The following is a 23,198-nucleotide window of genomic DNA, read 5'->3' as shown; positions in this document are numbered from 1 at the left end:
CGGTAGGCGTCACCGGTGAGGGCGGCCGGCCGCCAGGTCCGCGAGCTCCGCGAGTTCCGGGTCGACCCCGGGAAACGAGCCGTCGCCGAACAGGACCCGCGCCGCCAGGGCGCGACCGGCACGGCCGCGCAGCGCGGCCACCGCCGCCTCCGCCGCGACCGGGGACCGGATGCCGGCGAACGCGCGGCGCAGCAGCAGCCGGCCCCGGAACCGGCTCCGCAACGCGTTCCCGTCGTACCGGCTCAGCACGCGCCCGTCGCCGGTGCGCAGGTATCCGGCGGTGACCGCCGCGGCCAGTTCGGACATGCGCAGGCAGGGGTCCAGCCCCCCGGCCGTGAGCGGCGACACCGCGCCCGCCGCGTCCCCGACGAGCAGCCCGGCGGGGCACGCCAGCCGTCGCAGCACGCCGCCGACCGGGATCGGACCGCCCCGGCGCTCGACCGGCCCGGCGGGCGGCGTGCCGCCGGGCGCGTCCGCGGCGAAGGCGTCCAGCAGGTGGCGGACGCCGGCGCGCATCGCGTCCGGGTATCCCGCGACGCCGACATGCGCGTACCGGCCGTCGTCGACGACCCATCCCAGGTACCCCGGGGCGATCCGGGGATCCAGCACGCAGTGGAACGCCGGGGTGGTCGTGCCCGGCGCGATCGGGTGGACGATCTCGGCACCGACGAGGAAGCGCCGGTTGACGTCGAGGCCGAGGTCACGGGCCACCCGGGAGCGGGCGCCGTCCGCGCCGACGACGAACCGGGCCGTCACCGGCTCCGCGTCCGCGAACCGCGCGAGACCCGTCGACGAGCCGACGTACCGTACGCCCAGGAGGACCCGCGCCCCGGCCGACTCCGCCGCGCGGCGCGCGTGCTCGTAGACGGCCGCCATGTCGGCCACGCGGTACTCGTCCCGGTCGCTGGTGAGCCGGATCGGTGACCGCCGCGACGGCGGGTACAGCAGCACGTCCCTGACCCCCGGCCCGAGCAGGTGGTCCGGCAGGTCGAAGTCGTCGAGGGTGCGGCGTACGAAGATTCCCGTCGTGCGGATGCCCGCCGACAACGACCTGCGACGGTCGACCACCATCACGTCCAGTCCCCGTCGCGCGAGCAGGCGGGCCGTGCGCAGGCCGGCGAGACCCGCACCCACGACCAGTACGTCCACAGTCTGCATACCTCGCGACGGTAAGGGCGATACCTCATCCGTACGATGCTTTGCACGCTACCTGCCGCATACCTCCACACCGTCGCCACACTCGGGACTCCGGGCCGGGCTTACTCGGCCGACGGCCCGCACGGAATCGACGGGCCAGGCCTTCTCAGTCGGTGGCCCGCACGGAATCGACGGGCCGGGCCTTCTCAGTCGGTGGCTCGCACGTAGTCGCCGGGGGCGACCACGCCGTGGCGTCCCTCGCGCAGGACCGTGTCGAGCACCGCCCCGGCGGCCGCGGTGACGTCGGTGTCGCGCCCGACCCGGGCGATGAGCTCGTCGCCGACGGCCTCGACCCGCGCGACGCCGGGGCCGAGGGCGAGGTCGGCCGCGGCCTGGACACCGGCGAGATCGACCCAGCCCGAGCGGGTACGCGCCCAGCCCGGCCCTCGTCCCGCCGGGGGGACGCCGAAGCCCGCCGGATCGACGTCGCCGTCGGCGGCGGCGACGATGAGCCGCTCGACCCCGCCGAGGATGCCCGCCGTCTCGTCGGCGGTCGCGAGGCGGGCGTCGAGGCCGAGCCCGCAGCCGAGCGTGCCGTCCAGCCGGTAGATGTCGAACTCCGCGGGGGCGCCGAACACGCGGTCGCCGACGCCGGGTTCCACACCGTCCCCGGGCAGGATCACCCGCGCGTGGCCGGTCGTGTTGTTGACGACCACGTCCCGGTGACAGCGCGTGCCGCGGGCACGTTCCACCTCGTCCTTCGCCTCGGTCAGCCGGGCCGGGTCGTAGCGGCCGTACCTGTAGGCCGCCAGGGCCGAGGCGTTCGTCTGGGAGGCCGACCGCAGGAACGAGGGCGACGCGGTGAAGGGGATGATCGTCTCCTGGGCCACCGTGCCGACGTAGTCGCGCAGCTCCGGGGAGAAGCGGTTGTTGCACAGGCAGTGCAGCTGGCATCCCGGGGCTCCGGTCCAGCTCGTCAGCAGCGCCGCGAACGCGGCCATCACGACCGCCGGTGGCCGCGCGCCCGTGTTCGCCGCGATGCGCGCCAGCGCCTCCGCGGCGGGCCGGGAGCCCAGCAGGACGTGGTGATGGCCGCGGGCGCCGGGAAACCGGAAGGGCAGGCCGAGCGCGCACAACGGCCGCTCGGCCACCTGGCGGGCCCAGTACCTGACCGAGCCCTCCAGCCGGCGCCGCCCGGCCGGGCTGAGCTCGTGGACGGCCTGGTCGGCGGGATGGTACGCGGCGGGCGGGAGCGACCGGCCCGCCAGCAGGGCGGCGAGCTCGGCGCGCAGCACCGCCATCGCCGACAGGTCCGCCGCCACGTGCGACACGTGCAGGACCACCAGGAACGGGGATCCCGACCGGGTCACCACGCTCGCCCGCACCGGGAGGTCGGCGGCGGGGTCGAAGGCCCGGCCGGGCGGGAACCAGCCCTGGCCGGTGCCCGTGGCCTCGACCACCTCGGCGAGGAGCGTTCCCGACGCGCGCACGAGCTGCTCGCCGTCCCGCAGGAGGGTGCGCAGCGCCTCCTGGCGGCCGATCAGCGCGCCCAGAGCCGCGCCGACCGCGTCCATGGTGCTCCCCCGGGGCACGCGCACCATCGTCGAGAGGATGTCGGCCGGGCCCGGCAGGTCCGGGCTGATCCACTCCAGCACGTTCTTCTGGCCGACCGTCATGGGCCACCGCCCCGATCGGGGGCCCGAGAAGCGGACCTTCAGGTCACTCACCTCCGACACCACCACCGGTCATCGCGGTCCGCCTCGCACGGGGGCGCGCCGAACCCGGCGCGTGCCCGCCTCTCCCGGGGATGAGCCCCGAACGGTGATCGGCGACTGATCAGCAACATAGTCACCCGTCCGTCGCCCGGCAATGCGAAGGGCCACTCCCGATCCCTCGGAAGTGGCCCCTGACCTGGTGGGGACGACCGGCGGCCTCAGCCCCCGACCTGGTGAGGGCGACCGGCGCCCTCAGCCCCCGACCTGGTGGAGACGACCGGCGCCCTCAGCCCCCGACCTGGTGGAGGCGATCGGCGCCCTCAGCCCCCGGCCTGGTGGAGACGACCGGCGGCCTCAGCCCCCGACCACGAGCACGCTCTCCGGAATGACCGCCGCCGCCGCTTCCGGCCGCGGAGCCGCGAGAAGTTCCGCCAGGTGGTCCGCGATCGCGGAGATGGTGGGCTGCTGCCACAGCAGGGTCGCGGGGAGACGGCGGCCGAACCGCTTTTCCAGCCGCCGCCGGACCATGACGGTCATCACCGAGTCCAGCCCCTGCTCGACGAGGGGACGCCGGGTCGCCAGGTCCTCGGGGGCGAGCCTCATCACCGCCGCGATCTCCGCGCGGATCTCGGGCAGGACGCGCTCGCGCAGGTCCTCGGGCGCCAGGCCGGCGAACGACTCCGCAGCCCCGCCGAGATCCTCCTCGGCCAGGACGGGCGCGTCGATCACCGGGTAGCGGAGACCCGCGAGGTGTCCCACCACCCGGCCGTCCACGTCGGCCAGGATCGCCCGGACGGTGTCGTCGGCGGACGGGTCCACGGCCGCGTCGACGATCACCGTCGAGGGCGGCGTGCCGGTCAGCACCACCTCGTCGATGTGCACGACCATGCGCAGCACCGGATCGCCGGGGAACACGCAGGGCGCCACGGACATCACCGCGTCCAGCGCCGGCGCCCAGCTCCCCGGGTCCCCGGTGTGGACGGTGGCCCGCAGCGCGCCGTCCCCGCCCAGCAGCGTCTCGATCGTCCAGTCGAAGCCCGTCGAGGGCACGCCGACCGCGGCCAGCCGCCCGTGCACGAACCCGGGATCGATCGGGGCGAGAGTCCCGGCGTCCGGCAGCACGTCGGGTTTGGCCTGGCCCGGGGCGGCCACGTCCGCGGTGACGTGCACCAGCCAGGCGGGTTCGGGCTCGTCGGGGCCGGCCGGGGTGCGGGCCGCGAGCCGGATCGCCGGGGGCTCGTGCACGACCTGGACCTGCCTGCGTTCCGCGGTCATCAGCGGGTGCGTCATCTCCACGTCGGTGAGGGTGACGTCCTCGTCCTCGGCCGCCCGCAGGAACGTGTTGACGAGCACGGCGGCGGGCACGATCTCGATCCCGTTGAGGGTGTGGCTGCCCGGGTAGGGCCGGTTGGCGTCCTCCACGCTGGTCCGCCACACCCGGGTCCGGCTGCCCGCGAGGCCGCTCCCGGCCCCGAGCAGGGTGTGGGAGCCGGCGTCGTGCCCCGGGTTGCCGTCCTCGGCGTACGACTCGCGCCAGTGGCGGCGGTGCTGCCAGGCGTACGGCGGCAGGTCGGCCAGGTCGCCGGACGGCTGCAGCCGGCTCCAGTCGACCTCGACGCCGTGGCAGTGCGCCGTGCCCAGCGCGACGAGGAAGGTGAGCGGCTCCGGCTGGTTCCGGCGCAGCGACGTGCCGACGAACACGTCCTCGAACCCGTTCTCCGAGAGCGTCTCGGTCACCGAGTGCGCGACCACGGGGTGCGGGGAGATCTCCAGGAACACGCGGTGGCCGTCCTGCGCCGCGGCCGTCGTCGCCGCGACGAGCCGCACCGGGTCGCGGAGGTTCGCCGCCCAGTACGCGCCGTCCAGGACGGGCGTCGACCGGGGGTCCGCCAGCGCGGTCGTGTACATGGGGATGCGGGGCGTCCCGAACGAGAGGTCGCCGACGGCGGCGGCCAGCTCGACGGCGAGGGAGTCCATGTGCGGGCTGTGGAAGGCGACGTCCGACGCCACCCGCCGCACCACGATGCCCTCGCCCGGCCACTCGTTCACCACCTCCTCGACCGCGGCGACGTCGCCGGACAGCACGGTGGAGCCGGGCGCCGACGCGATCGCGGCCACCAGGTCGGTACGGCCGGCCAGCCGCTCCGCCGCCTCCTCGAAGGACAGGTCGACCATCACCATGGCCCCCTTGCCCTCGGCCCGGCGCAGCAGCCGGGAGCGGCGGCAGATCAGGCGGGCGCCGTCGGCGACGGTCATCGCGCCGGCCGTCACCGCCGCCGCGAGCTCGCCGACGGAGTGGCCGATGACGGCCTTCGGGGTGACCCCGTACGCGTTCCAGAGCCTGGCGAGGCCCAGCTGCATCACGAAGATCATGGTCTGTACGCGGTCGATGGTGTCGAGGTCGCCGTCGGCCAGGACCTGCCGGGGGGAGAAGCCGATCTCCTCGGCGAAGATCGGCTCCACCTCGTCGACCAGGGACGCGAACTCCGGCACGGAGAGCAGCTCCCGCCCCATCCCGCGCCACTGGCAGCCCTGCCCGGAGAAGACCCAGACCGGGCCGGGACCGAGCTCGGGCAGCACGTCGCCGGTGAGGACGGCCTCGCCCGGTACGTCCTCCGCGAGCCTGCGCAGGTTCGCCACCAGCTCGTCCCGGTCCGCCCCCACCACGACGGCGCGACGGGCCAGGTGGGTGCGCCGGAGCGCCAGCGTGTGTCCCGCCGAGGCGAGGTCGAGGCCCTTGCCGAGGCGGCCGGCGAGCGTGCCCGCGTACTGCCGCAGCGCCTGCTCCGACGCGGCCGACAGCGGGAACAGCCGCTCCCCCGTCGTCTCGTCCCGGGGCGTCTCCGGGGCCGGGGGGGCCTGCTCCAGCACGATGTGCGCGACCGTGCCGCCGTACCCGAAGCTGGAGACGCCCGCCCGGCTGGGGTGGTCGCGCTCCGGCCAGGCCGACCGCTCGGTCACCACGCGAAGACCCGAGGTCTCCCACGCGATGGCCGGGTTCAGGCTGTCCAGCACGCTCGGCGGGATCTCGCGGCGGTGGAGGGCGAGCACCGCCTTGATGACGCCGGTGATGCCCGCGGCGCCCTCGAGGTGGCCGATGTTGGACTTGACCGAGCCGATGAGGCACGGGTCGTCCGGGGAGCGGCCCGCGCCGTACACCGAGGAGAGCGCCCCGGCCTCCAGCGGGTCGCCGAGCCGGGTGCCGGTGCCGTGCGCCTCGACGTAGTCGACGGTGGACGGCGCGACGCCCGCCTGCCGGCAGGCACGGGCCATCACGTGGGCCTGGGCCTCCCCGCAGGGCGCCATGATGCCGTTGGTGTGCCCGTCCTGGTTCACGGCGCTGCCGACGACGAGCGCGAGGATCCGGTCGCCGTCGCGCCGCGCGTCGGACAGCCGCTTGAGCACGACCACGCCGACGCCCTCGCCGCGCCCGTAGCCGTCGGCCGACGCGTCGAACGACTTGGACCGCCCGTCGGGGGCGAGGGCCCCGGCCGTGCCGAGCGTGAGGGTCTGGCCCGGGGTGACCAGCAGGTTGACGCCGCCGGCGAGGGCGACGTCGTTCTCGCCGAGCCGCAGGCTCTGCGCGGCCAGGTGCAGCGCGACCAGCGACGCCGAGCAGGCGGTGTCGATCGCCATGCTGGGCCCGCGCAGGTCCAGGGAGTAGGAGATGCGGTTGGCGACGGCGCAGGTCGCGGCGCCGATCCCGGTCCACGCCTCGATCTGGGGCAGGTCCTCCAGGAGGCGGCCCCCGTAGTCGGCGGTGCAGACCCCCATGAACACCCCGGCGTCGGTGCCGGCCAGCTCGTGCGGCGGCAGGCCGGCGTGCTCCAGGGCCTCCCACGCGGTCTCCATCAGGATCCGCTGCTGCGGGTCCATCAGCTCGGCCTCGCGGGGCGACAGGCCGAAGAACTCCGCGTCGAAGCCCTCGATGTCGCTCAGGAAACTGCCGTGACGTACGGCGTCACGCAGCGCGGCGGCGTACTCGGGGCTGCGGTTCTCGTAGCGGCGCCAGCGTTCGGCGGGCAGCGGCCGGGTCGTGTTCCGGCCCTCGGACAGCAGGTCCCAGAACTCGTCCGGTGAGCCGGTGTCGCCGGGAAGGCGGCATCCGATCCCGATCACCGCCACTGGTTCCGCCCGGACCCCGCGCGGACTGTCGACCATCTGTGTTCGTTTCCCTTCGGTTCAGGCCCGCTCTTGGGTTCAGGCCCACTGAGGACTGTCGATGATCTTGATCACGGCGCTGGAGACGGTCACTCCCGGCCCGGTGCCGAGCATCAGCATGTGGTCGCCGGGGCCCAGTTGCCCGGTCAGGAGCAGGTGGTCGAGGGAGAGGACCTGGTCGCTGGCCCCGCAGTGGCCGATGGTGCGGCCGTGCTCCCAGGTCGAGCGGGACATGGGCAGGTCGAGCATGGCCATGCACCGCTGTTCGACGATCTCCTCCGAGTAGTTCATGAACGCCACCCGGGTGAGGTCGCCGGCCTCGATCCCGCTCTCGGTCAGCGCGCGCTCGACGACCTCCATCAACGCCCGCTGGATCTTGAACAGTGCCGCGGTTGCCTCGCCCCTGGGCATGACCTGCTGCCGGAACTGCTCGTTCCTGGCCGCGAAGCTCATCTTGCGCCCGACCGTGACGCCCGGCGGGAACAGGGGTTCGCTGCCCCGGTGCAGTTCCTCGGCCTCGGTCACCGTCGTCGTGCAGACCGACGTCAGGCGCGCGAAGCCCGTCCCCTTGGTGAGCACGAGCGCGCTCGCGGCGTCCCCGCCGATGTAGCCGGGGCCCATCCGCCACCGGTCCATCAGCGGGGTGCCGTAGTTGTCGGCGGCGACCAGCAGGGCGGCCTGCCGGCCGGGGACGGCGTCGAGGTGCCCGGCCGCGAGCTCCAGGCCGATGAACATCCCGTTGCAGCCCTGCCGGATCTCGGTGGCCAGGACGTCCCCGCCGACGAGATGACGCTGCAGGTAGGAGTGCGGGGGCCAGCCGTCCGGCCCCTGGTGCCACGTCGAGGCGTACAGGAGGAGGTCCAGGTCGCCCGGCGCCCGGCCGCTGCGCTTGAGCGCGCTCCGCGCCGCGTGCAGGGCCATCTCCGGAGCCGGTACGTCACCGGCCACCACCGCCCCGGCCAGGTTGTGCAGCTCGGCCTCCTCGGGTGGGTACCAGCCCTTGGCCACGGCCTTCTCGACGCTGACGACGGTCCGGGGCAGGAACGCTCCCACCCCGCTGATGTACGTGTCCGCCAACCGCATGACTCTGCCCTCGCCCGGCTAGACGGATTCGAGTTCTTCGACCATCGCCACGATGGTCACGACGTCCCGGAAGTTCTCGGGGTCGAGCCGCGCGGCGGGGATCGGGACGCCGACGTCCCTGCGGAGGAAGTTCAGCAGCCGCGCCGTCCGCAGGGAGTCGAGGAGACCCGACACGAGGAGCGGGGTCGTCTCGTCGACCTTGACGTCGTCGTCGTCCTGGACGAGGTTCTCCTGGATGAAGTCGACCAGCCTCCGCGTGAGCTCGGCCGTCCGCGTGTGCGTGAGCTCGCTCATGCGCGTGCCCCTTCCGTTTCCGTTCCCATGACGGGAGAGGCTTCCGTGACGGGAGAGGTGGCGAGGATCCTGAACACCGCCGCGGCGACGGACGTCCCCGAGCCGAACCCGACCATGAGCAGGTGGTCGCCGGCCACCAGCCCGCCGGTCGCGATCAGGTGCTCGAAGGCGATGAACTGGTCCACCGCGCCGCAGTGGCCCACGCGCCTGCCGTAGTCCCAGGTCGTCTGGTCCTCGTCGATGCCCAGCCAGGACATCTGCCCTTCGAGGTCCTCGCGGCGGCCGTGCGGCAACGCCACCCGCGTGATGTCGGAGAGCCCGATCCCCGCCTCGTCCAGGGTCTGCTCGACCTGCTGCATCATCGTCTTCTGGATCGTCAGGTGGATCCCGGTCCCGTGCGCCTTGAGCAGCCGCTGGCGGAACTCCTCGTGCCGGTCCCCGAAGCTCAGCCCCACGCCGACGGTGGCGTCCGGGGGGAAGAGGGGGTAGGCGCCGTCGTTGACCGCGTCGGCCTCCGGGATCACCGTCGCGTTCACCGACAGGAGCTCGGCCATGCCGTACCCCTTGCCGAGGAGGAGCGCGGCGGCGGCGTCGCCGATCAGCGCGCCGGGGGTCATCCGCCAGCGGTCCACCAGCGGGGTGCCGTGGTTGTCCGAGGAGACGACCATGGCCGTCTCCCGGTTCGGGTCCGCCTGCAGGTAGCTCGCCGCCAGTTCGAGCGAGCTGATCATCCCCACGCAGCCGCTCCGGATCTCGAACGCGGGAACGTTCCCGCCGAGGAGGTGCATCTGCAGGTAGTGCTGGGGCTGCCAGCCGTTCGGGCCCTGGTGCCAGACCGACGGGTAGAGCAGGAGGTCGAGGTCGCGCGGGGAGGACCCGCCCCAGCGGTCGTACGCGTCCAGGACCGCGAGCCGCGCCATCTCCGGCGCGGGCATGTCTCCGGCCACCGCCGCGCCGATCTGCTGGAACCTCTCGGCCTCCTCGGAGGGGTACCAGCCCTCGCGAACCGCCTGCTCGACGCTCACACTGTCAGGCACATATACGCCGAGGCTCCTGACGAACATGTTGGATGTACGCACACGTTTCCTAACTCATCAACTCGGCGACGATCCCGGACAACGGATTTCGGGCAGCGGAAGGCGGCTTATCCGATTTATATTCGGGCGCCGGGATATCAAGCGACCCTCGGCCGGTCCGTGAAAACAACGGGAAATAGGCCGACGAGCCGTCACGGGCAACAATAGGGGCGGCTCATCGGGGAAAGCAATATGAAGGCGAGCAATCCGGTCAGCGACATTCCGTGATCGAGGCCAAACGGAACGTGTCGGGTTCTGGAAATGCGCCTTTCCGCTCCACGTCACGGTTCCCGGATGTAATTTTCACGATCCGGGCGACGGGAGAACGGTGCCGGGCCGTCGCCGTTCGGCTCGGGCCCGGCACCTCGTATCAGGCGGGCACTCTCGTGCAGACGATGTTGTTGAGCTTGAACTGGGCCGGAATGGCGTTCGTCCCGGTGGCCGTCGCCGCGAAGCCGAAGCTCTGGCTGGAGCCGGGGCCGATGTAGGAGTTGTGGCCGGCGTCACGGGCCGTCACCTGGGTGCCGACCTGGGTCACCGCGGCGTTCCAGGCGGTCGTGATGTTCTGGTTGCCCGACCAGCCCCAGGTGAGGGTCCAGTCGTCGATGGGGCTCGTGCCGGTGTTCCTGATGGTCACGGTGCCGTTGAAGGCGCCGTTCCAGACGCCGGTGGCGTAGGTGACCTCGCAGGAGTTGCCCATCTTCAGCCCGGCGCGCAGGAAGGTCGTGAAGTTGGGCCAGGTGGGGTTCAGCGTGCCGGTGCCGACGGTCTCGGCGCAGTCGGTGGTGGTGCGGACGGTCTGCAGGCCGTACTGGGCGGGGTCCATGATCTGGGGCATCATGTGGTCCGCGGCGGGCACCGAGACGAACGTGGCGTCGCCGCACTGGGCCTTGATCCTGTTGTAGAGCAGGACGCTCTGCCCGTGCGGCACCAGGAAGTCGGCCTGGCCGTGCAGGAACAGCAGCGGCGGGTCGTTGGCGTCCACGTAGGTCATCGGGTTGGCCTGGGCCACCGTGGCCGGGCAGGTCTGGATCGGGCAGCCGACCAGGAGGGACTCCGGCGAGGCGGGAGAGTTGTGGTCGAGCCCGCCGGTCGGCAGGTTCTGCGCGTTCATCTGCAGGAAGTCGGTCGGGCCGTAGAAGGCGAGTCCCGCCTGCACGGCGCTGGAGACGCCGGTCGTGCCGACGGTGCCCTCCATCGCCGCCACGCCGCCGGAGAAGGTGGCCATCTCCGTCAGCCAGCCGCCCGAGGAGTCTCCCATGATCGCGAAGCGGTTGGGGTCGAGGTTGTAGGTGGCGGCGTTCGCGCGCAGCCAGCGGATGGCCGCCTTGATGTCGTGCACCTGGGCCGGGAAGATCGCCTGGGCGCTGGACCGGACGCTGACTCCGGCCACCGCGAAGCCCAGCGGGTTGAAGACACTCGCGATCGCGTCCGCGCCCACCTTGCCGTCGTCGCTCGTCCACGCCGAGCCGGTGTGCCAGATCAGCAGCGGCCGGGGGGTGATGCCGGTGGACGGCAGGTGGAGGTCCAGCAGATGGCCCCTGCTACCGGCCGGTTGTGCGGGTGCGTAGGCGATGTTGCTGATCACCTGCATGGCGTGAGCCGGTGGCGCCAGGGGCGCGGACACACCCACGACGGCCAGCATGGTCATCACCATGCCGACAATCATGGCCCTGCGGATTTGAGCTTGCATGGTACGACTCCGGTCGGGTCGGATGATCGCCGCTTCCCCGGTGACCGTCCGTGTCTCCTCCCGAGCCTGGGCGGCAGCGGCCAGCACGCTGACCGTGGCGCCTGCGAGAACAACGTCCTGTTCGAGTGCCGCGACTTACATCGATATGGGCGGGGAGAAGATATGACACGTAAGTGACGGTGGTCAAAGTTTTCTTCATATCGTCGCAATCGAACAGGAGAATAAGCATAAATCGTACTTTGTAGACATGTGGTACGAAGGCACTACAGATGATCCATGGCAAGCACAGGCGGTCGGATACGCGCCTGCGAGGCCTTTCAAGGCCGCCGCGTACGGAATTGGACGACGGCCGACATCTCTCCCGGGAACATGCGCCCGGGTAACCGATGCCCGTTTTACCGGCGGTAAACACCTGTGAAACACACGCCATCCGGAGATGACACCGGCGGGAGTTTCGGCTCTCTCCCGCAACTGATTCGGACATGACAATTTTCCTGGAGCCTGACGGGTGATAATGTCCACCGTCATGATCTCCACCGTTACAGGAGGACGAATGCGAAAGGCACGCGCTGTTCTCGTCTCGGCCGTCATGGTCCTCGGAGTGTCGCTGACGATCGGTGCCACACCGGTGAACGCCGAGGCCGAAAGGCTGGCGGGCGTCTTCAGGGAGCACGCGGACTGCGAGCGGATCGGCACCCAGGGCGTCAACCAGGACTGGTGGGACGACTACTCCTGCGAGTGGGAGGGCCGGTACCGCTACTACTTCCTCTACGCGTGACCCGAGCACGCGTGACCCGAGCACGCGTGACCCGAGTACGCATGACCCGAGTACGCATGACCCGAGACCACACGTGACCCGAGACCACACGTGACCCCGCGGCCCCGAGCCGCGGGTTCCTCCGCCTGCCCTGACAGAAGCGGTGCCGGACGCGAGAGGGGTGCCCCGCGGATCGCGGGGCACCCCTGGTGACGTCGCCGGGCGGGGTCAGGCCTGGACGGGCGTGCCGCCGTTGTCCACGATCAGCGCGTTGGCGTCACGGACGAGTGTCGTCCTCACCGCCGGGTCGGAGACGGTCTTCGGGTCGTTGACCGCCTCGACGAAGCGGTCGAGCTTCTTGACGATCTTCTTCTTGTCGCGCTCGCGCTCCTTGTCCTCGGAGACCATGACCTTGGAGATCTTGTCCTGGAGCTTCGCGGCGCCGGTGGGCGACAGCTGGCTCACGGCCTGGAGGCGCTCGATCAGGGCGGAGATCTCGTCGGTCGAGGTGACGGTGGTGAACCTCACCGACTGCTCGTACGTGCCGCCGGACTCGGTCTCGACGGTGACGGTGAGCGTGTGCTCGCCCAGGGCGAGCGTGTGGAGCGGCTGGACGGTCCCGGACGTGAACGGCCGGTCGTCCAGCGTGCCGGTCACGGCCTTGACCCCGGTCCCGGCGACCTCCCAGGCGATGGTGAGGTCCCGGCTGTTGCCGTACTCGGTGCCGTCCGCGACACCGGAGACGAGGATGGCGGTCCCGGTGTCCGGGAGGGCGCCGTAGACCCTCATCTCGTAGATCGAGTAGCCCCACTGGCCGGACTTCGCGGTGCCCAGCATCCGGACGTACCGGGTGTCGGTGTTCAGGTCGACGAGGTCCGTGCCGCCGTTCCCGGCGGTCTCGGTGAACCTGTCGGTCCACGTCCGGCCGTCGGGAGAGGTCTGCACCTTGTACCCCTTGGCGTAGGAGTCCTCCCAGTCGATGGCGACCTGGTGGACGGTGTAGGTGTCGCCCAGGTCCACCTGGAGCCAGTTGTCGGCCGCCTCGCTCGCGCCCCAGCGGGTGGTGCCGTCGCCGTCGAAGGCGGCGGCGGCCGTCTGCTGGGCGTTGGACGCCGACGAGGCGGTGGCCGTCTTGCCGAGGGCGATGTTCGGCGCCTCCCGGCCGTAGACCTCCATCTCGTGCAGCGAGTAGCCCCACTGGCCGGACTTCTCCACGCCCTGCATCCGCACGTGGCGGCCCAGCGCGTTCAGCGGGATCCGCTCGGTGCCGCCGGAGGAGTTCGCCTGCGTGTGGACGTCCTTCCACGCCTTGCCGTCGATCGACACCTGGATCCTGTATCGCTTGGCGTAGGAGGCCTCCCAGCGCAGGCCGACCTCGGTCAGGGCGTAGATGCCGCCCAGGTCCACCTGGAGCCAGCTGTCGGCGCTCTCGTTCGCGGCCCAGCGGGAGACCGGGTCGCCGTCGAACGCCTTGGCTGCGGCCTGGTCGGCGCCGGACTGCGAGGAGGCGGTCGCGGGCTTGTTCAGGGCGAGGTTGACCCGCGAGGTGTCCCTCAGGGTCAGGTCGAGCGTGACCGTCTGGCCCTTCTTCAGGGCGAGGACGCGGGCGATGTTCCCCAGCGGCGAGTCCTGGATCTGGACGCCGGTGCCGGTGATCTGCTCGATGCCGTCGCGCTGGATCAGGGTGAGGTTCTGGTCGACGTCGGAGGTGAGCGTCACCTTCACCTTGCGGGCGTCGGTGTCCCAGTCGAGGTCGTCGATGCTGAACCGGCTCTTGCCCAGCATGCCGGAGATGGAGCCCTTCTTCAGGCCCCTGGGCAGCGCGGGAAGCAGCTCCAGCGTGCCGGGGTCGGTCGTGGCCAGCATCTCCATCATGATCGTCGGCACGGAGTTGACGACGTCGGTGGCGAACACGCCCTTGTTGTTGTAGTGCGACGTCGCCAGGCTGCTGTAGTAGTAGTCGTCCTTGGCGAACCGCATCAGCTTCGCGTTGACGGAGTCGGCGTTGTTCAGGTTGGCGGCGATCAGCGCGCCGTGCAGCAGGCCGTGACCGGCGTTCTCGTAGTTGCCGCCGTCCTTCTTCTGCAGGAACACCTTGGCCGCGTCGTACAGCGGCTTGCTCTTCTCCGGCGTGACCTCGCCGTACGGCCAGACGGGCATCAGGCCGCTGGAGTGCCGGTGCTGGTAGGCGTTCTTGTTCGCCAGGTCGGGCCAGGCCCACTCGGCGAGCGCGCCGTCGTTGTTGACCAGGTACGGCGGCAGGTTGTCGAGCTTCTCCTGCCAGATCGCGATCTTGTCCTGGTCCTTGCCGAGCGTCTTGCTCGTCTCGATCAGGGTCGAGAGCGCGAACCGGGCTCCGGCGATGTCGTACACCGAGTTGACCGAGAGCGGCACGCCGCCTGCGGGCCGGTTCTCCGGCGAGATGGACCCGGAGAAAATGTACTTGCCGTTAGCGTCCTTCTCCACGAGGAAGTCCTGGTAGAAGTCGCCCATGTCCCTGATCAGCGGGTAGTACTGCTCCTCCAGGAACTTCCGGTCGCCGGTGATCTGGTACTGCTCCCAGAAGGGGTAGAGCAGCCACGACTCGCCGCCCGTGACGTACTGGTACGGGTAGTCGAAGTTGATGTTGGAGATGAGGCCCTCGCCGTTGGGCGTGTTGCCGCCCGTCAGCATGCCCCGGGTGCCGAGCAGCTTCTGGGCGTTGGTCCGGAAGTCCTTCTGCCACGCCTTGTTGATCGCCCAGTAGCCCGCCATCACCTCCGGCATGTCGCCGATGTTGCCGCCGGAGATCTGCAGGTTGAGGTTGGCGTCCAGGTGGTAGTAGCCGTCCCAGCCGACGTTGCTGTCACCGGTCCAGTTGCCGAGCAGGTCGGGCGGGGCCGTCGCGCTGCTCGAACCGAGCAGGTGGTAGCGGCCGGAGGCGAACAGTCGCTCGAACAGCGCCGGGTTCGGCGTGTTCGCGGTCTTCTGCTGGGCGAGCAGTTCCTCGTTGGACTTCGAGCGGTCCTCGGGGCTCGCCCCGAAGTCGACGGAGACGCGGTCGAAGATCTCGCTGTGCTTGGCCGCGTGGCGGGTGAGGAGCGTCTGGTAGTCGCCGGGGAGCGTCGCCAGTCTCGTCTGCAGGAGCCGCTTGTTCCAGTCCTGCTCGGCGGGCACGCCGCCCTCGTAGGTGCCGTCGTAGCGCTGGGTCAGCGACAGCAGCGTCACGTAGGTCGCGCCGGTGACCTGCACGTCGGTGCCGGCCATCGCCTTGACGCCGTCCGTCACGATCCGCGTGACGCCCTCGTACCCGGCGTTGTAGCTGCCGTTGGGGTACTTCACCCGCAGGTTGAGGTAGTCGACGGTGGAGTTGTTGACGGCCGTGAGGCCCTTGTTGAGCAGGTTCATGCCGGGGTCGATGGACAGGCCGAGCCTGACGTCGAGCTTCTGCCCGGCCGGGGCCGGCAGGTGCTGGACGGTGACGCCGTCGGTCTGCGACACGAAGGTGTCGCGCTTCCAGTCGCCCTTGTCGTCGGTCCAGTTCACCGAGACGACGCCGGAGGAGTAGTCGGTGGACCGGACGTAGTTGACGACCTCGCCCGCGGCCGGGCTCTGGAGGGTCATCTTGAAGCCCGGGTGCTTGCTGCCCTCGCCGCCGCCCTGGTAGCCCTGCACGTCGGCCGCGAGCTGGTTGGCCTCCTGATACCTGCCCGCGATCAGCAGGTCCCGGATCCTCTTGATGTTCGCCGCGCTGACGGTGTTGAACGTCCGGTGCGGGCGGCTCTCCGACCGCGCCATGAAGAAGTCCCGGTCGTTGAAGACGACCGTCTCGGCACGCGGGTCGCCGAAGACGATGACGCCCTGCTTGCCGTCGCCCGCGAGCAGGCCCTCCTCCCAGTCCGCGTACGTGCGCGGGTAGGAGGTGGACAGCGCCCTCGTCGCCGGGTTGCCGGGCGCGGTGAACGTCCTCGTCAGGCCCTGGCTCTCGCCGCCGCCGCTGAGCGCCGTCACCTTCACGGTGTAGGTCCGGCCCGCGGCCAGCCCCGTCACGGCGTAGGCGCGGGCGTCCGCCCCGAGCGTGGCCTTCAGCGCCTGGCCGAGGTAGACCTTGTAACCGGTCACCCCCTGGCCGTCCGCGGCGGGCCAGGTGACCTTCGCCCCGGTGGCCGCCACCTCGCTCACCTGGAGCTGCGCCGTCATCGGCCAGTTGGGGCCGGCGTCGGCGGGCTTCACCGTGCCGTACACCTCGAACTCCCAGAGCGACAGCCCCCACTGGGTCGCCGCCCTGGTGCCCTGCACGCGGACGTAGCGTCCCTCCGCCGCCGGGTCGAGCGCGATCTCGTCGGTGTGGTCGCCGGTGGGCGCGGAGTCGTCGTGGGAGCGGACGTCCTTCCAGGCGGTGCCGTTCTCCGACGTCTGGATCCTGTACGCCGAGGAGTAGGCGGCCTCCCACCTGAGCACGACCCTGTCCAGGACGTGCGTGCTGCCCAGGTCGACCTGGAGCCAGTTGGTGTCCCCGGGGTTGGAGCCCCAGCGCGTGGCGGGGTTGCCGTCGAAGGCGCGGAACGCGGAGCGGTCGTTCTGCGGCTGGCTGTCGGTCTCGCCGCTGCCGTCGTTGGACTGCGACGACGCCGTGTACGCCGACGGCGGCCGGTTCAGCGCGACGTTGACCGGGACCTCCGGCACGGCGGGCGTGCCGTAGATCTCGAACTCGTACAGGGAGTACCCGTACTGCGTCTGCGGCAGGACGCCCTGCATGCGGACGTAGCGTGCCTTCTTGCGGATCTGCACGGTCTCGACGCCACCGGCGCCGGTCGTGGTCGAGAAGGCGTCGGCCCACTTCTCGCCGTCGCCCGAGATCTGAATCCTGTACGACTTCGCGTAGGCGGCCTCCCACGACAGGACGGCCCTGGACACGTCGTACTCGTCGCCGAGGTCGACCTGGATCCAGGCGCCGGGGTCGTTGCTGTGGTCGCTCGACCAGCGTGAGGAGCCGTTGCCGTCGATCGCGTTCGCAGCGAGCAGGTTGGCGTCCTCGTAGGAGGCGGTGGCCTTCGCGCCGGGGTTGCGCGACAGGTTGACCGGCACGTCGACCGGCGGCGCGGGCGGCGTCGGCACGGTCTGGCCCGCCGGGGGCCACAGCGTGAAGGAGTTGGCGCCGTTCTTCGCGGCGGCGAACGGCCCGGCCATCACGTTCCCGGTGTTGACCGGCCGGCCGAAGAAGTCGGTGGTCACGTCGGCGGCGATGCTCTCGCCCGCGAGCGGGATGATCCCGACCCTGGCCTTCGTGGCGGGCGTGAGGCCGTTGATGCCGGAGGCGTCGAGGGTGAAGCCGAGCTTCATCTCCCGGTTGGTCGCGGTGACCTGGACGCCGGACAGGACTCCGGTGGAGTTGCCCTCCTTGACGTGCGTCTTGCCGGGCGCGTCGGCCGGCAGCGCCGAGCCCTGGACCAGGTTGTTGTACCAGAAGAACTTCTGGACCGGGTTGGGGGCGCTCGTCTCGTTCATCGTGCCGGGCTGGAAGTAGTAGTTGTCCCGGCCGCCGCCGTCCACGGCGATGCGGCCGTTGTCGACGAACATGTTGTTGGCGTACACGACGCCGGTGGCGTCCAGCATCCGGATGTCGCTGTTGCCGATGAAGACGTTGTTGTCCACGAGGATCGGACCGTGGACGGCCTCGGCGTAGTAGCCCCACGGGCTGTTCAGCACGATGTTGCCGGTGACGCGGACGTTCTGGTTGCCCCAGTCGGTCCAGATGCCGGCGGAGTTGCCGCCCTTCGAGTTCTTGAGGTAGTTGCCCTTGATGAGCCCCTCGTTCATGTAGTGGACCTTGATCGGGGCCGTCTCCGCGCCGCTGAACTCGCCGCGGTAGTTCGTGTCCTCGATCAGGTTGTACAGGATCTCGGAGTTCCAGGAGAAGACGCCCGCGATGCCGGACTGGCCGGACTTGCCGATGTAGTTGTTGCGGACGATGTGCGAGCCGTACCTGGCGGTGTCGCGGAAGTGCGTCCGGGTCTGTCCTGGCCGGTTGCCGGCCCACTCGTCACAGCCGAGCCCGATGTCGATGGCGATCGTGCGCGCGTTGACGACGGTGTTCTGCTCGATGATCCACCTCAGGCCGCCGTTGACGCTGATCGCGCCCGCCTGCCGCCGGGAGGGGCTGCTCGGGAAGTCGGAGTAGGTGCCGGCCGCGTGCTTGACGGTGAAGCCGCGGACGGTGATGTAGCCCAGGCCCCACGCGTCCGGCGCGAACACCTGGCGGCGCACGTTGATCTCCGCCAGCTTGGCGTTCGGGTCGGCGCCGTCGAAGTTGGCGTAGACGGTGGTGTTGCCGCCGGCCACCTCGGTGAACCAGGTGCCCGCCGCGGACTGCACGCTCGCCAGCGACGCCTTCTCGTAGTAGGCCTGCTCGTTCAGATAGACGTCACCGGCGGTGTAGCCGGGGAAGGTGCCGCCCTCGCCGCCCTGGGGCTGCCCGGTGGCGTACGGGTTGTAGTCGCCGAAGAAGCTCGCGGGCAGCGTGACCTTCCACACGTCGCCGCTGTGCCGGGCCCAGGTGTCGATCTCCTCCGAGCCCTTGACGACCACCTCGCCGTCACCGGCGTTGGTGTAGGTGATGCGGTTGGCCTCGGCGTCGCCGCCCCGGGCGGGCTTCACCGTCTCGCGGTACAGCCCGGCGTGCACGAGCACCGTGTCGCCGGGCTGCGCCTCCTGCGCCGCGCGGTTGATCGTCAGGTACGGCGCGGCCGCCGTACCGGCGTTCGTGTCCTTCCCGTCCTTGGACACGTGGATCTGGCGACCGGCCTGGGCGGCCTGGACGGCCTGCGCCGCCTGTGTCGCCTGCGCCGCCGCGATCGACGGCGGTGGTGGCATCGCCGAGGTGACCATGACGGCGCTCAGTATCGCGCCGAGCGCGATTCTCAGGGTCCTTCGAGGTTTCATGGGGTTCCTTCGTTGCGGATCGACTTCCCAATGGGGCCGGTGACCTCGCCGAAGGACCGGACCGACAGATCGAGCAGGGAACTGGGGAGAGCGGCGGCGCGGTCCGGGGGGATCGCGCGGCCGTCTCTGCGGGTGATGCGGAACACGTGGCTCTCGCCCGGCAGGAGGGTGACGAGGGCGTCGTCCACGGCGAGCGAGGGCGGCTCCAGGCCGAGCGGCTCCGCGAGCCGGTCGGCGAACACGCACACGTCGCGCAGCGGGGTCACCGCGGTGACCGTGACGAGCAGCGCGCCGCCGTCGGCGGTGACGCCGACGGTGCGCTCGGGTCTCGGGGCCAAAAGCTCCCGCTCCGGGCGGTAGGCCCAGGTGGTACGCACCCCGTCGGCGTCGACGACGAGCATCTCGGCCCGCGGGTCGGCGGGCGACCCGACCCCGGGGTCGACGGCGAGCCGGACGAGGCCGCCGGCCGGGCAGACGGCCCGCACCCGCGTGCGCGCGTGCTCGTGGCCGTCCAGGCCGACCCGTCGTACGAGGACGTCGGGACACCAGTCGGCGTCCGCGTCGTTCACCAGCACGAGCACGAGGCCCTCGTCGCCGGTGGGGTCGTGGGTCGGTCCCGGGCTGACCGGCTGGACCGTGGCCAGCCGGGGGGCGAACGAGTGGCGCAGGGCGTACCAGAGGGGCTTCTCGACGCCCGCGCCGTCGACGGCCGACCAGCTGATCACCGGCCAGCAGTCGTTGAGCTGCCAGACGACGGCCCCGCCGCAGCGCTCGCGCGAGCGCAGCCACTCGACACCGGCCGAGACGGCGCGGGCCTGGACCACCTGGGTCGCGAAGTGCCAGTCGGCGTCGTCGCGGGGGGTGGGCACGTGCGGCTGGAGACCGCGGGTCAGCTTGTGCACGCCGTCGATCGCGCGCAGGTGGTGGCGGGTCTGCGGCGAGTCGGGGCCGGGCGTCTCGCCCACGACGACGCGCCCGAGCGTGGTCCACGCGGGGGGACCGCACCAGCCCATCTCCGCGACGAACGCCGGGTCGTGGTGGCGGTAGTGGGCGTAGTCGCGCTCGTTCCAGGCGTCCCACAGGTGGCTCAGGCCGTGCGTGTCGGCGAGCGGGTCCCGGTCGACGGCGCCCGACCAGGGCGAGTTGGGCACGTAGGGCCGCGTCGGGTCCAGCCGGGCCAGGACCCCGGGCAGCACGTCGAGGTAGTAGCGCGCGCCCCACCCGCGTACGCCCATCTGGTCGGCCCACCCCCAGTGGTGCCAGCCGAGGACCGTCTCGTTGCCGCCGCACCAGAGCACCAGGCTCGGGTGGGACGACATCCGCGCGACGGCCTGCTCCGCCTCGGCGGTCACCAGCCCGGCCGTCTCCTCGTCCTCGCTGTAGGCGGCGCAGGCGAAGAGGAAGTCGTGCCAGACCAGGACGCCGCGCTCGTCGCAGGCGTCGAGGAACTCCTCGGTCGCGAAGTGGCCGCCACCCCAGACGCGCAGGAGGTTGGCGTTCCCCGCGACGGCCTGGTCGATCCGGTACGCCACCCGTTCGGGCGTGGCGCGGCTGGCGAAGGTGTCGTCGGGGATCCAGTTGTAGCCGCGTACCCGCACGGTCCGGCCGTTGACGACGAGCGCCCAGCGGGTCCCGAGCCGGTCGGGGGTCTCGTCGACCGCGACGCCGCGCAGGCCCACCCGGACGCTCGTGGAGTCGAGCGTCACGCCGTCGTGATCGAGCTCCGCGTGGAGGCGGTACAGCGGCTGCGCGCCGAGGCCGACCGGCCACCACAGGTCGGGGTCGTCGACACGCAGGACGATCACCGCCTCGTCTCCGGCGACCGCACCGACGGCCGACCCGGCCGGACGCCCGTCCGGGCCGGTCAGCTCGACGCGCACCTCCGAACCCCCGGGCGCGTCCACGCGCACGTGCGCCGTCACGTGGGCGGCGGTGTGACCGGGGTCGAGGCGGACGAGCGGCCGGACGTGGTCGATCCGGCCGGTGTAGGTCTCCAGCCGGATGTCGCGCCAGATGCCCGCGGTGACGTAGTGCGGCCCCCAGTCCCAGCCGAAGTTGGCCGCGGCCTTGCGCACGTGCGCGTAGGGCTCGTCGTACGGGCTCGGCAGCGGGCCGTGCGCGCGCTCGTGCTCGCGGGCGGCCTCCCACGCCGAGGCGAAGCGCACCTCGACCAGGTTGTCGCCCGGCAGCAGGACGTCGTCCACCCGCCACCGGTACGCCAGGTGCTGGTCACGCGCCGTCCCGACCTTCCGGCCGTTGACGTACACGTCGGCGATCGTGTCGAGGCCGTCGGCCACCAGGTCGGTGCGGGCCCCGGGCGTCGGCGACCAGTGGAAGTGGCGCCGGTAGACCCAGTGGGAGTGGCCGACCCACCGCTGCGCCAGCTCGCCCCACCCGACGTCGGGGTCGGCGATGAGACCGGCCGCGAGGAGCGCCGTGTGCACCTCGCCGGGCACGTGCGCGGGAACGGCCGCCGTGCGGACGGCCTCGGGGACGTCCTCCGGGCCCGCAGCCCAGGTCAGCTCCCACTCGCCCCCGAGGTCGAGCCGGACGGCGGTCCGGACGGCGGTGGAGGTGGTGGCCTGCGTGGTGATCTGTGTCATCCCTTGACCGCCCCTGCGGTGAGTGCTTCCTGCATACGACGGTTCATGAGCGAGTACACGACGTACACCGGCAGGACGGTGAGCACCGTGCCCGCGGCGAGGACGCCGAGGTTGGTCGCGTCGGAGACGAGCGTCGGCAGCGCGACCTGGACCGTCCGCACGTCCGGGCTCGTGCCGGTGATGGTCAGTGAGAACAGGTACTCGTTCCAGAACGTGAGGATCTGGAGGATCGTCACGCTGACGACGCCCGGCATCGCGATGGGCACGAAGACGCTGACCAGCAGCCGCCAATGCCCGGCGCCGTCGAGGGCGGCCGACTCCACCAGTGCCTTCGGCACCGTTCGCATGAACTGCGTGAGGAGGAGCACCGACAGCGGGAGCGCGCTCGCGGGCAGGAACAGCATCTGGAACTCGCGGGTGCCGTAGAGCCCCAGCTGGATCGCGAGGACCACCGTGGGGATCAGCGCGGCGAACGGCGGGATGAGGAACCCCGCGGAGAACGTGCCCGTGATCACCCGGGCGAGCCGGTTGTCCGTCCGGGCCAGCGCGTACGCCGCGGGCACCGCGAGGCACAGCGTCAGCACGACGGCCACGAGCGAGACGAGCACGGAGTTGAGCAGCGCGCGCCCCAGGTCGGCGGTCCGCCAGGCGGTGCCGAAGTTCTCCCACAGCCAGTTCGCCGGCAGCGAGAACGGTCGGGTGAAGATCTCGATGTTGGACTTCAGGGCGCTGACCGCGAGGTAGTACAGCGGAGCCCCCAGGAGCAGCGCGTACGACCAGGACAGGACCGTCGCCAGGGGGGTGCGGGTGCGGCGTGGCTCTTTCATCGGGAGTCCTCCTCGGAGCCGCGCAGCAGCGCGCGGATCAGGAACATCCCGGCGACGCCGAGCAGGAGCAGCGCGACGCCGACCACCTGGCTGTAGCCGAGGTCCCGCTGGGAGAAGGCCTTGGCGTAGACCAGGTACGACAACGTGGTCGACGAGGTGCCGGGCCCGCCCTTGGTGAGCAGGAGGATGAGGGCGGCCGAGGTGAACAGCGTCCAGAGGAACTGCAGCATCGCCAGCGTGCGGACGTAGTCCCGCACCATCGGGAAGGCGATCCGCCACATGATCCGCGTCCGTCCCGCGCCGTCGATCTGGGCCGCCTCGACCACCTCGGCCGGCAGGCTCGCCAGCCGGGCGGAGAACAGCACCGCCGTCCAGCCGACGCCGCGCCACAGGTCGATCGCGATGAGGCTCGCCAGCGCGGTGTCCGGGTCGGCGAGCCAGGCGGTGGCCCAGGAGTCGAGGCCGACGCCGCGCAGCAGGCCGTTCACCCCGCCGTTCGGGGACAGCACCCCGTAGAAGATCATCCCGGTCATGGAGATGGAGATGAGCCCCGGCGAGAAGTAGAGCACCGACAGGATCCGGTAGCCGCGCGGCCTGGTGGAGAGGTGGTAGCCGAGCATGAAGGCGAGCGGGATCATCACCGGGATCGCGACGGCGACCTGGATCACGCTGTTGAGCACCGCGGCGTGGAACGTCGGGTCGGCGAGGACGCGCCCGACGTTCTCCAGGCCGATGTACGCGGGCTCGTACAGCAGCCCCTTCCACCGCAGCGTGGCGATGACGAACATGGCGGCGAGCGGGCCGACCGAGAAGACGGCGAACCACACGAGAGAGGGGACGGTCAGCCACAGGACCCGGGACGGCCGCACACGGGGGCCGGTCAATGACATCGTGCGTTTCCTTCGGGCGGGGTGGGGCCGCCTGGCACGGC

At 71.3% G+C, this 23,198-nt stretch carries 12 protein-coding genes; 1 reads left to right on the top strand and 11 read right to left on the bottom strand.

The features are described 5' to 3' along the window. Window positions 1-9: 9 nt before the first annotated feature. From ABT053_RS16830 to ABT053_RS16800, 7 genes are all read right to left on the bottom strand, one after another. Entirely contained in the window at window positions 10-1,158 is a 1,149-nt protein-coding gene (locus ABT053_RS16830; protein WP_350969929.1) for an FAD-dependent monooxygenase, read from the bottom strand. Window positions 1,159-1,343: 185 nt separating this feature from the next. Next, window positions 1,344-2,864, bottom strand: coding sequence for a condensation domain-containing protein (locus tag ABT053_RS16825; protein ID WP_350969928.1), 1,521 nt, complete (start codon window positions 2,862-2,864; stop codon window positions 1,344-1,346). A gap of 342 nt (window positions 2,865-3,206) precedes the next feature. Next, complete coding sequence (locus ABT053_RS16820; RefSeq protein WP_350969927.1) at window positions 3,207-7,013, bottom strand: type I polyketide synthase; 3,807 nt, start codon at window positions 7,011-7,013, stop codon at window positions 3,207-3,209. Between the two features lie 39 nt (window positions 7,014-7,052). Then, window positions 7,053-8,096 (bottom strand): ketoacyl-ACP synthase III family protein, encoded by a 1,044-nt coding sequence (locus tag ABT053_RS16815; RefSeq protein WP_350969926.1) that lies wholly within the window; start codon window positions 8,094-8,096, stop codon window positions 7,053-7,055. 18 nt (window positions 8,097-8,114) lie between these two features. Then, the gene (locus tag ABT053_RS16810) at window positions 8,115-8,390 is read right to left on the bottom strand and encodes a hypothetical protein (protein WP_350969925.1); all 276 of its coding nucleotides are present in this window, start codon (window positions 8,388-8,390) and stop codon (window positions 8,115-8,117) included. Next, window positions 8,387-9,427 (bottom strand): ketoacyl-ACP synthase III family protein, encoded by a 1,041-nt coding sequence (locus ABT053_RS16805; RefSeq protein WP_350969924.1) that lies wholly within the window; start codon window positions 9,425-9,427, stop codon window positions 8,387-8,389. The genes ABT053_RS16810 and ABT053_RS16805 overlap by 4 nt, the downstream gene beginning before the upstream one ends. 409 nt (window positions 9,428-9,836) lie before the next feature. Further along, entirely contained in the window at window positions 9,837-11,159 is a 1,323-nt protein-coding gene (locus ABT053_RS16800) for a cellulose binding domain-containing protein (protein ID WP_350969923.1), read from the bottom strand. 553 nt (window positions 11,160-11,712) lie between these two features. On the opposite strand from ABT053_RS16800, the gene ABT053_RS16795 reads away from it, so the two are divergent. Further along, entirely contained in the window at window positions 11,713-11,937 is a 225-nt protein-coding gene (locus ABT053_RS16795; RefSeq protein ID WP_350969922.1) for a hypothetical protein, read from the top strand. Between the two features lie 207 nt (window positions 11,938-12,144). Here ABT053_RS16795 and ABT053_RS16790 read toward each other — a convergent pair whose 3' ends face one another. The 4 genes from ABT053_RS16790 to ABT053_RS16775 are packed head-to-tail and all read right to left on the bottom strand — an operon-like array spanning window position 12,145 to window position 23,157. After that, window positions 12,145-18,837 carry a discoidin domain-containing protein gene (locus tag ABT053_RS16790; protein WP_350969921.1) on the bottom strand — a complete coding sequence of 2,231 codons (6,693 nt, stop codon included), beginning with the start codon at window positions 18,835-18,837 and terminating at the stop codon, window positions 12,145-12,147. Beyond that, window positions 18,834-21,440, bottom strand: coding sequence for a glycoside hydrolase family 2 protein (locus ABT053_RS16785; protein ID WP_350969920.1), 2,607 nt, complete (start codon window positions 21,438-21,440; stop codon window positions 18,834-18,836). Before ABT053_RS16785 ends, ABT053_RS16790 begins: the two co-directional genes overlap by 4 nt. Continuing rightward, entirely contained in the window at window positions 21,437-22,267 is an 831-nt protein-coding gene (locus tag ABT053_RS16780; protein ID WP_350969919.1) for a carbohydrate ABC transporter permease, read from the bottom strand. The genes ABT053_RS16785 and ABT053_RS16780 overlap by 4 nt, the downstream gene beginning before the upstream one ends. Then, window positions 22,264-23,157 (bottom strand): carbohydrate ABC transporter permease, encoded by an 894-nt coding sequence (locus ABT053_RS16775; protein WP_350969918.1) that lies wholly within the window; start codon window positions 23,155-23,157, stop codon window positions 22,264-22,266. Before ABT053_RS16775 ends, ABT053_RS16780 begins: the two co-directional genes overlap by 4 nt. Window positions 23,158-23,198: the final 41 nt, after the last annotated feature.

Source organism: Streptosporangium sp. NPDC002524 (assembly GCF_040295985.1).
Lineage (GTDB): Bacteria > Actinomycetota > Actinomycetes > Streptosporangiales > Streptosporangiaceae > Streptosporangium.
Note: the sequence above shows the minus strand (reverse complement) of the source record. Positions and strands in the feature narration are given on the sequence as shown.

What these genes read in the sequence shown, in the direction of transcription:
- ABT053_RS16830 (WP_350969929.1), bottom strand. Translation starts at nt 1,158, where the DNA reads ATGCAGACTGTGGACGTACTGGTCGTGGGTGCGGGTCTCGCCGGCCTG.
- ABT053_RS16795 (WP_350969922.1), top strand. Translation starts at nt 11,713, where the DNA reads ATGCGAAAGGCACGCGCTGTTCTCGTCTCGGCCGTCATGGTCCTCGGA.
- ABT053_RS16785 (WP_350969920.1), bottom strand. Translation starts at nt 21,440, where the DNA reads ATGACACAGATCACCACGCAGGCCACCACCTCCACCGCCGTCCGGACC.
- ABT053_RS16800 (WP_350969923.1), bottom strand. Translation starts at nt 11,159, where the DNA reads ATGCAAGCTCAAATCCGCAGGGCCATGATTGTCGGCATGGTGATGACC.
- ABT053_RS16790 (WP_350969921.1), bottom strand. Translation starts at nt 18,837, where the DNA reads ATGAAACCTCGAAGGACCCTGAGAATCGCGCTCGGCGCGATACTGAGC.
- ABT053_RS16780 (WP_350969919.1), bottom strand. Translation starts at nt 22,267, where the DNA reads ATGAAAGAGCCACGCCGCACCCGCACCCCCCTGGCGACGGTCCTGTCC.
- ABT053_RS16815 (WP_350969926.1), bottom strand. Translation starts at nt 8,096, where the DNA reads ATGCGGTTGGCGGACACGTACATCAGCGGGGTGGGAGCGTTCCTGCCC.
- ABT053_RS16810 (WP_350969925.1), bottom strand. Translation starts at nt 8,390, where the DNA reads ATGAGCGAGCTCACGCACACGCGGACGGCCGAGCTCACGCGGAGGCTG.
- ABT053_RS16775 (WP_350969918.1), bottom strand. Translation starts at nt 23,157, where the DNA reads ATGTCATTGACCGGCCCCCGTGTGCGGCCGTCCCGGGTCCTGTGGCTG.
- ABT053_RS16820 (WP_350969927.1), bottom strand. Translation starts at nt 7,013, where the DNA reads ATGGTCGACAGTCCGCGCGGGGTCCGGGCGGAACCAGTGGCGGTGATC.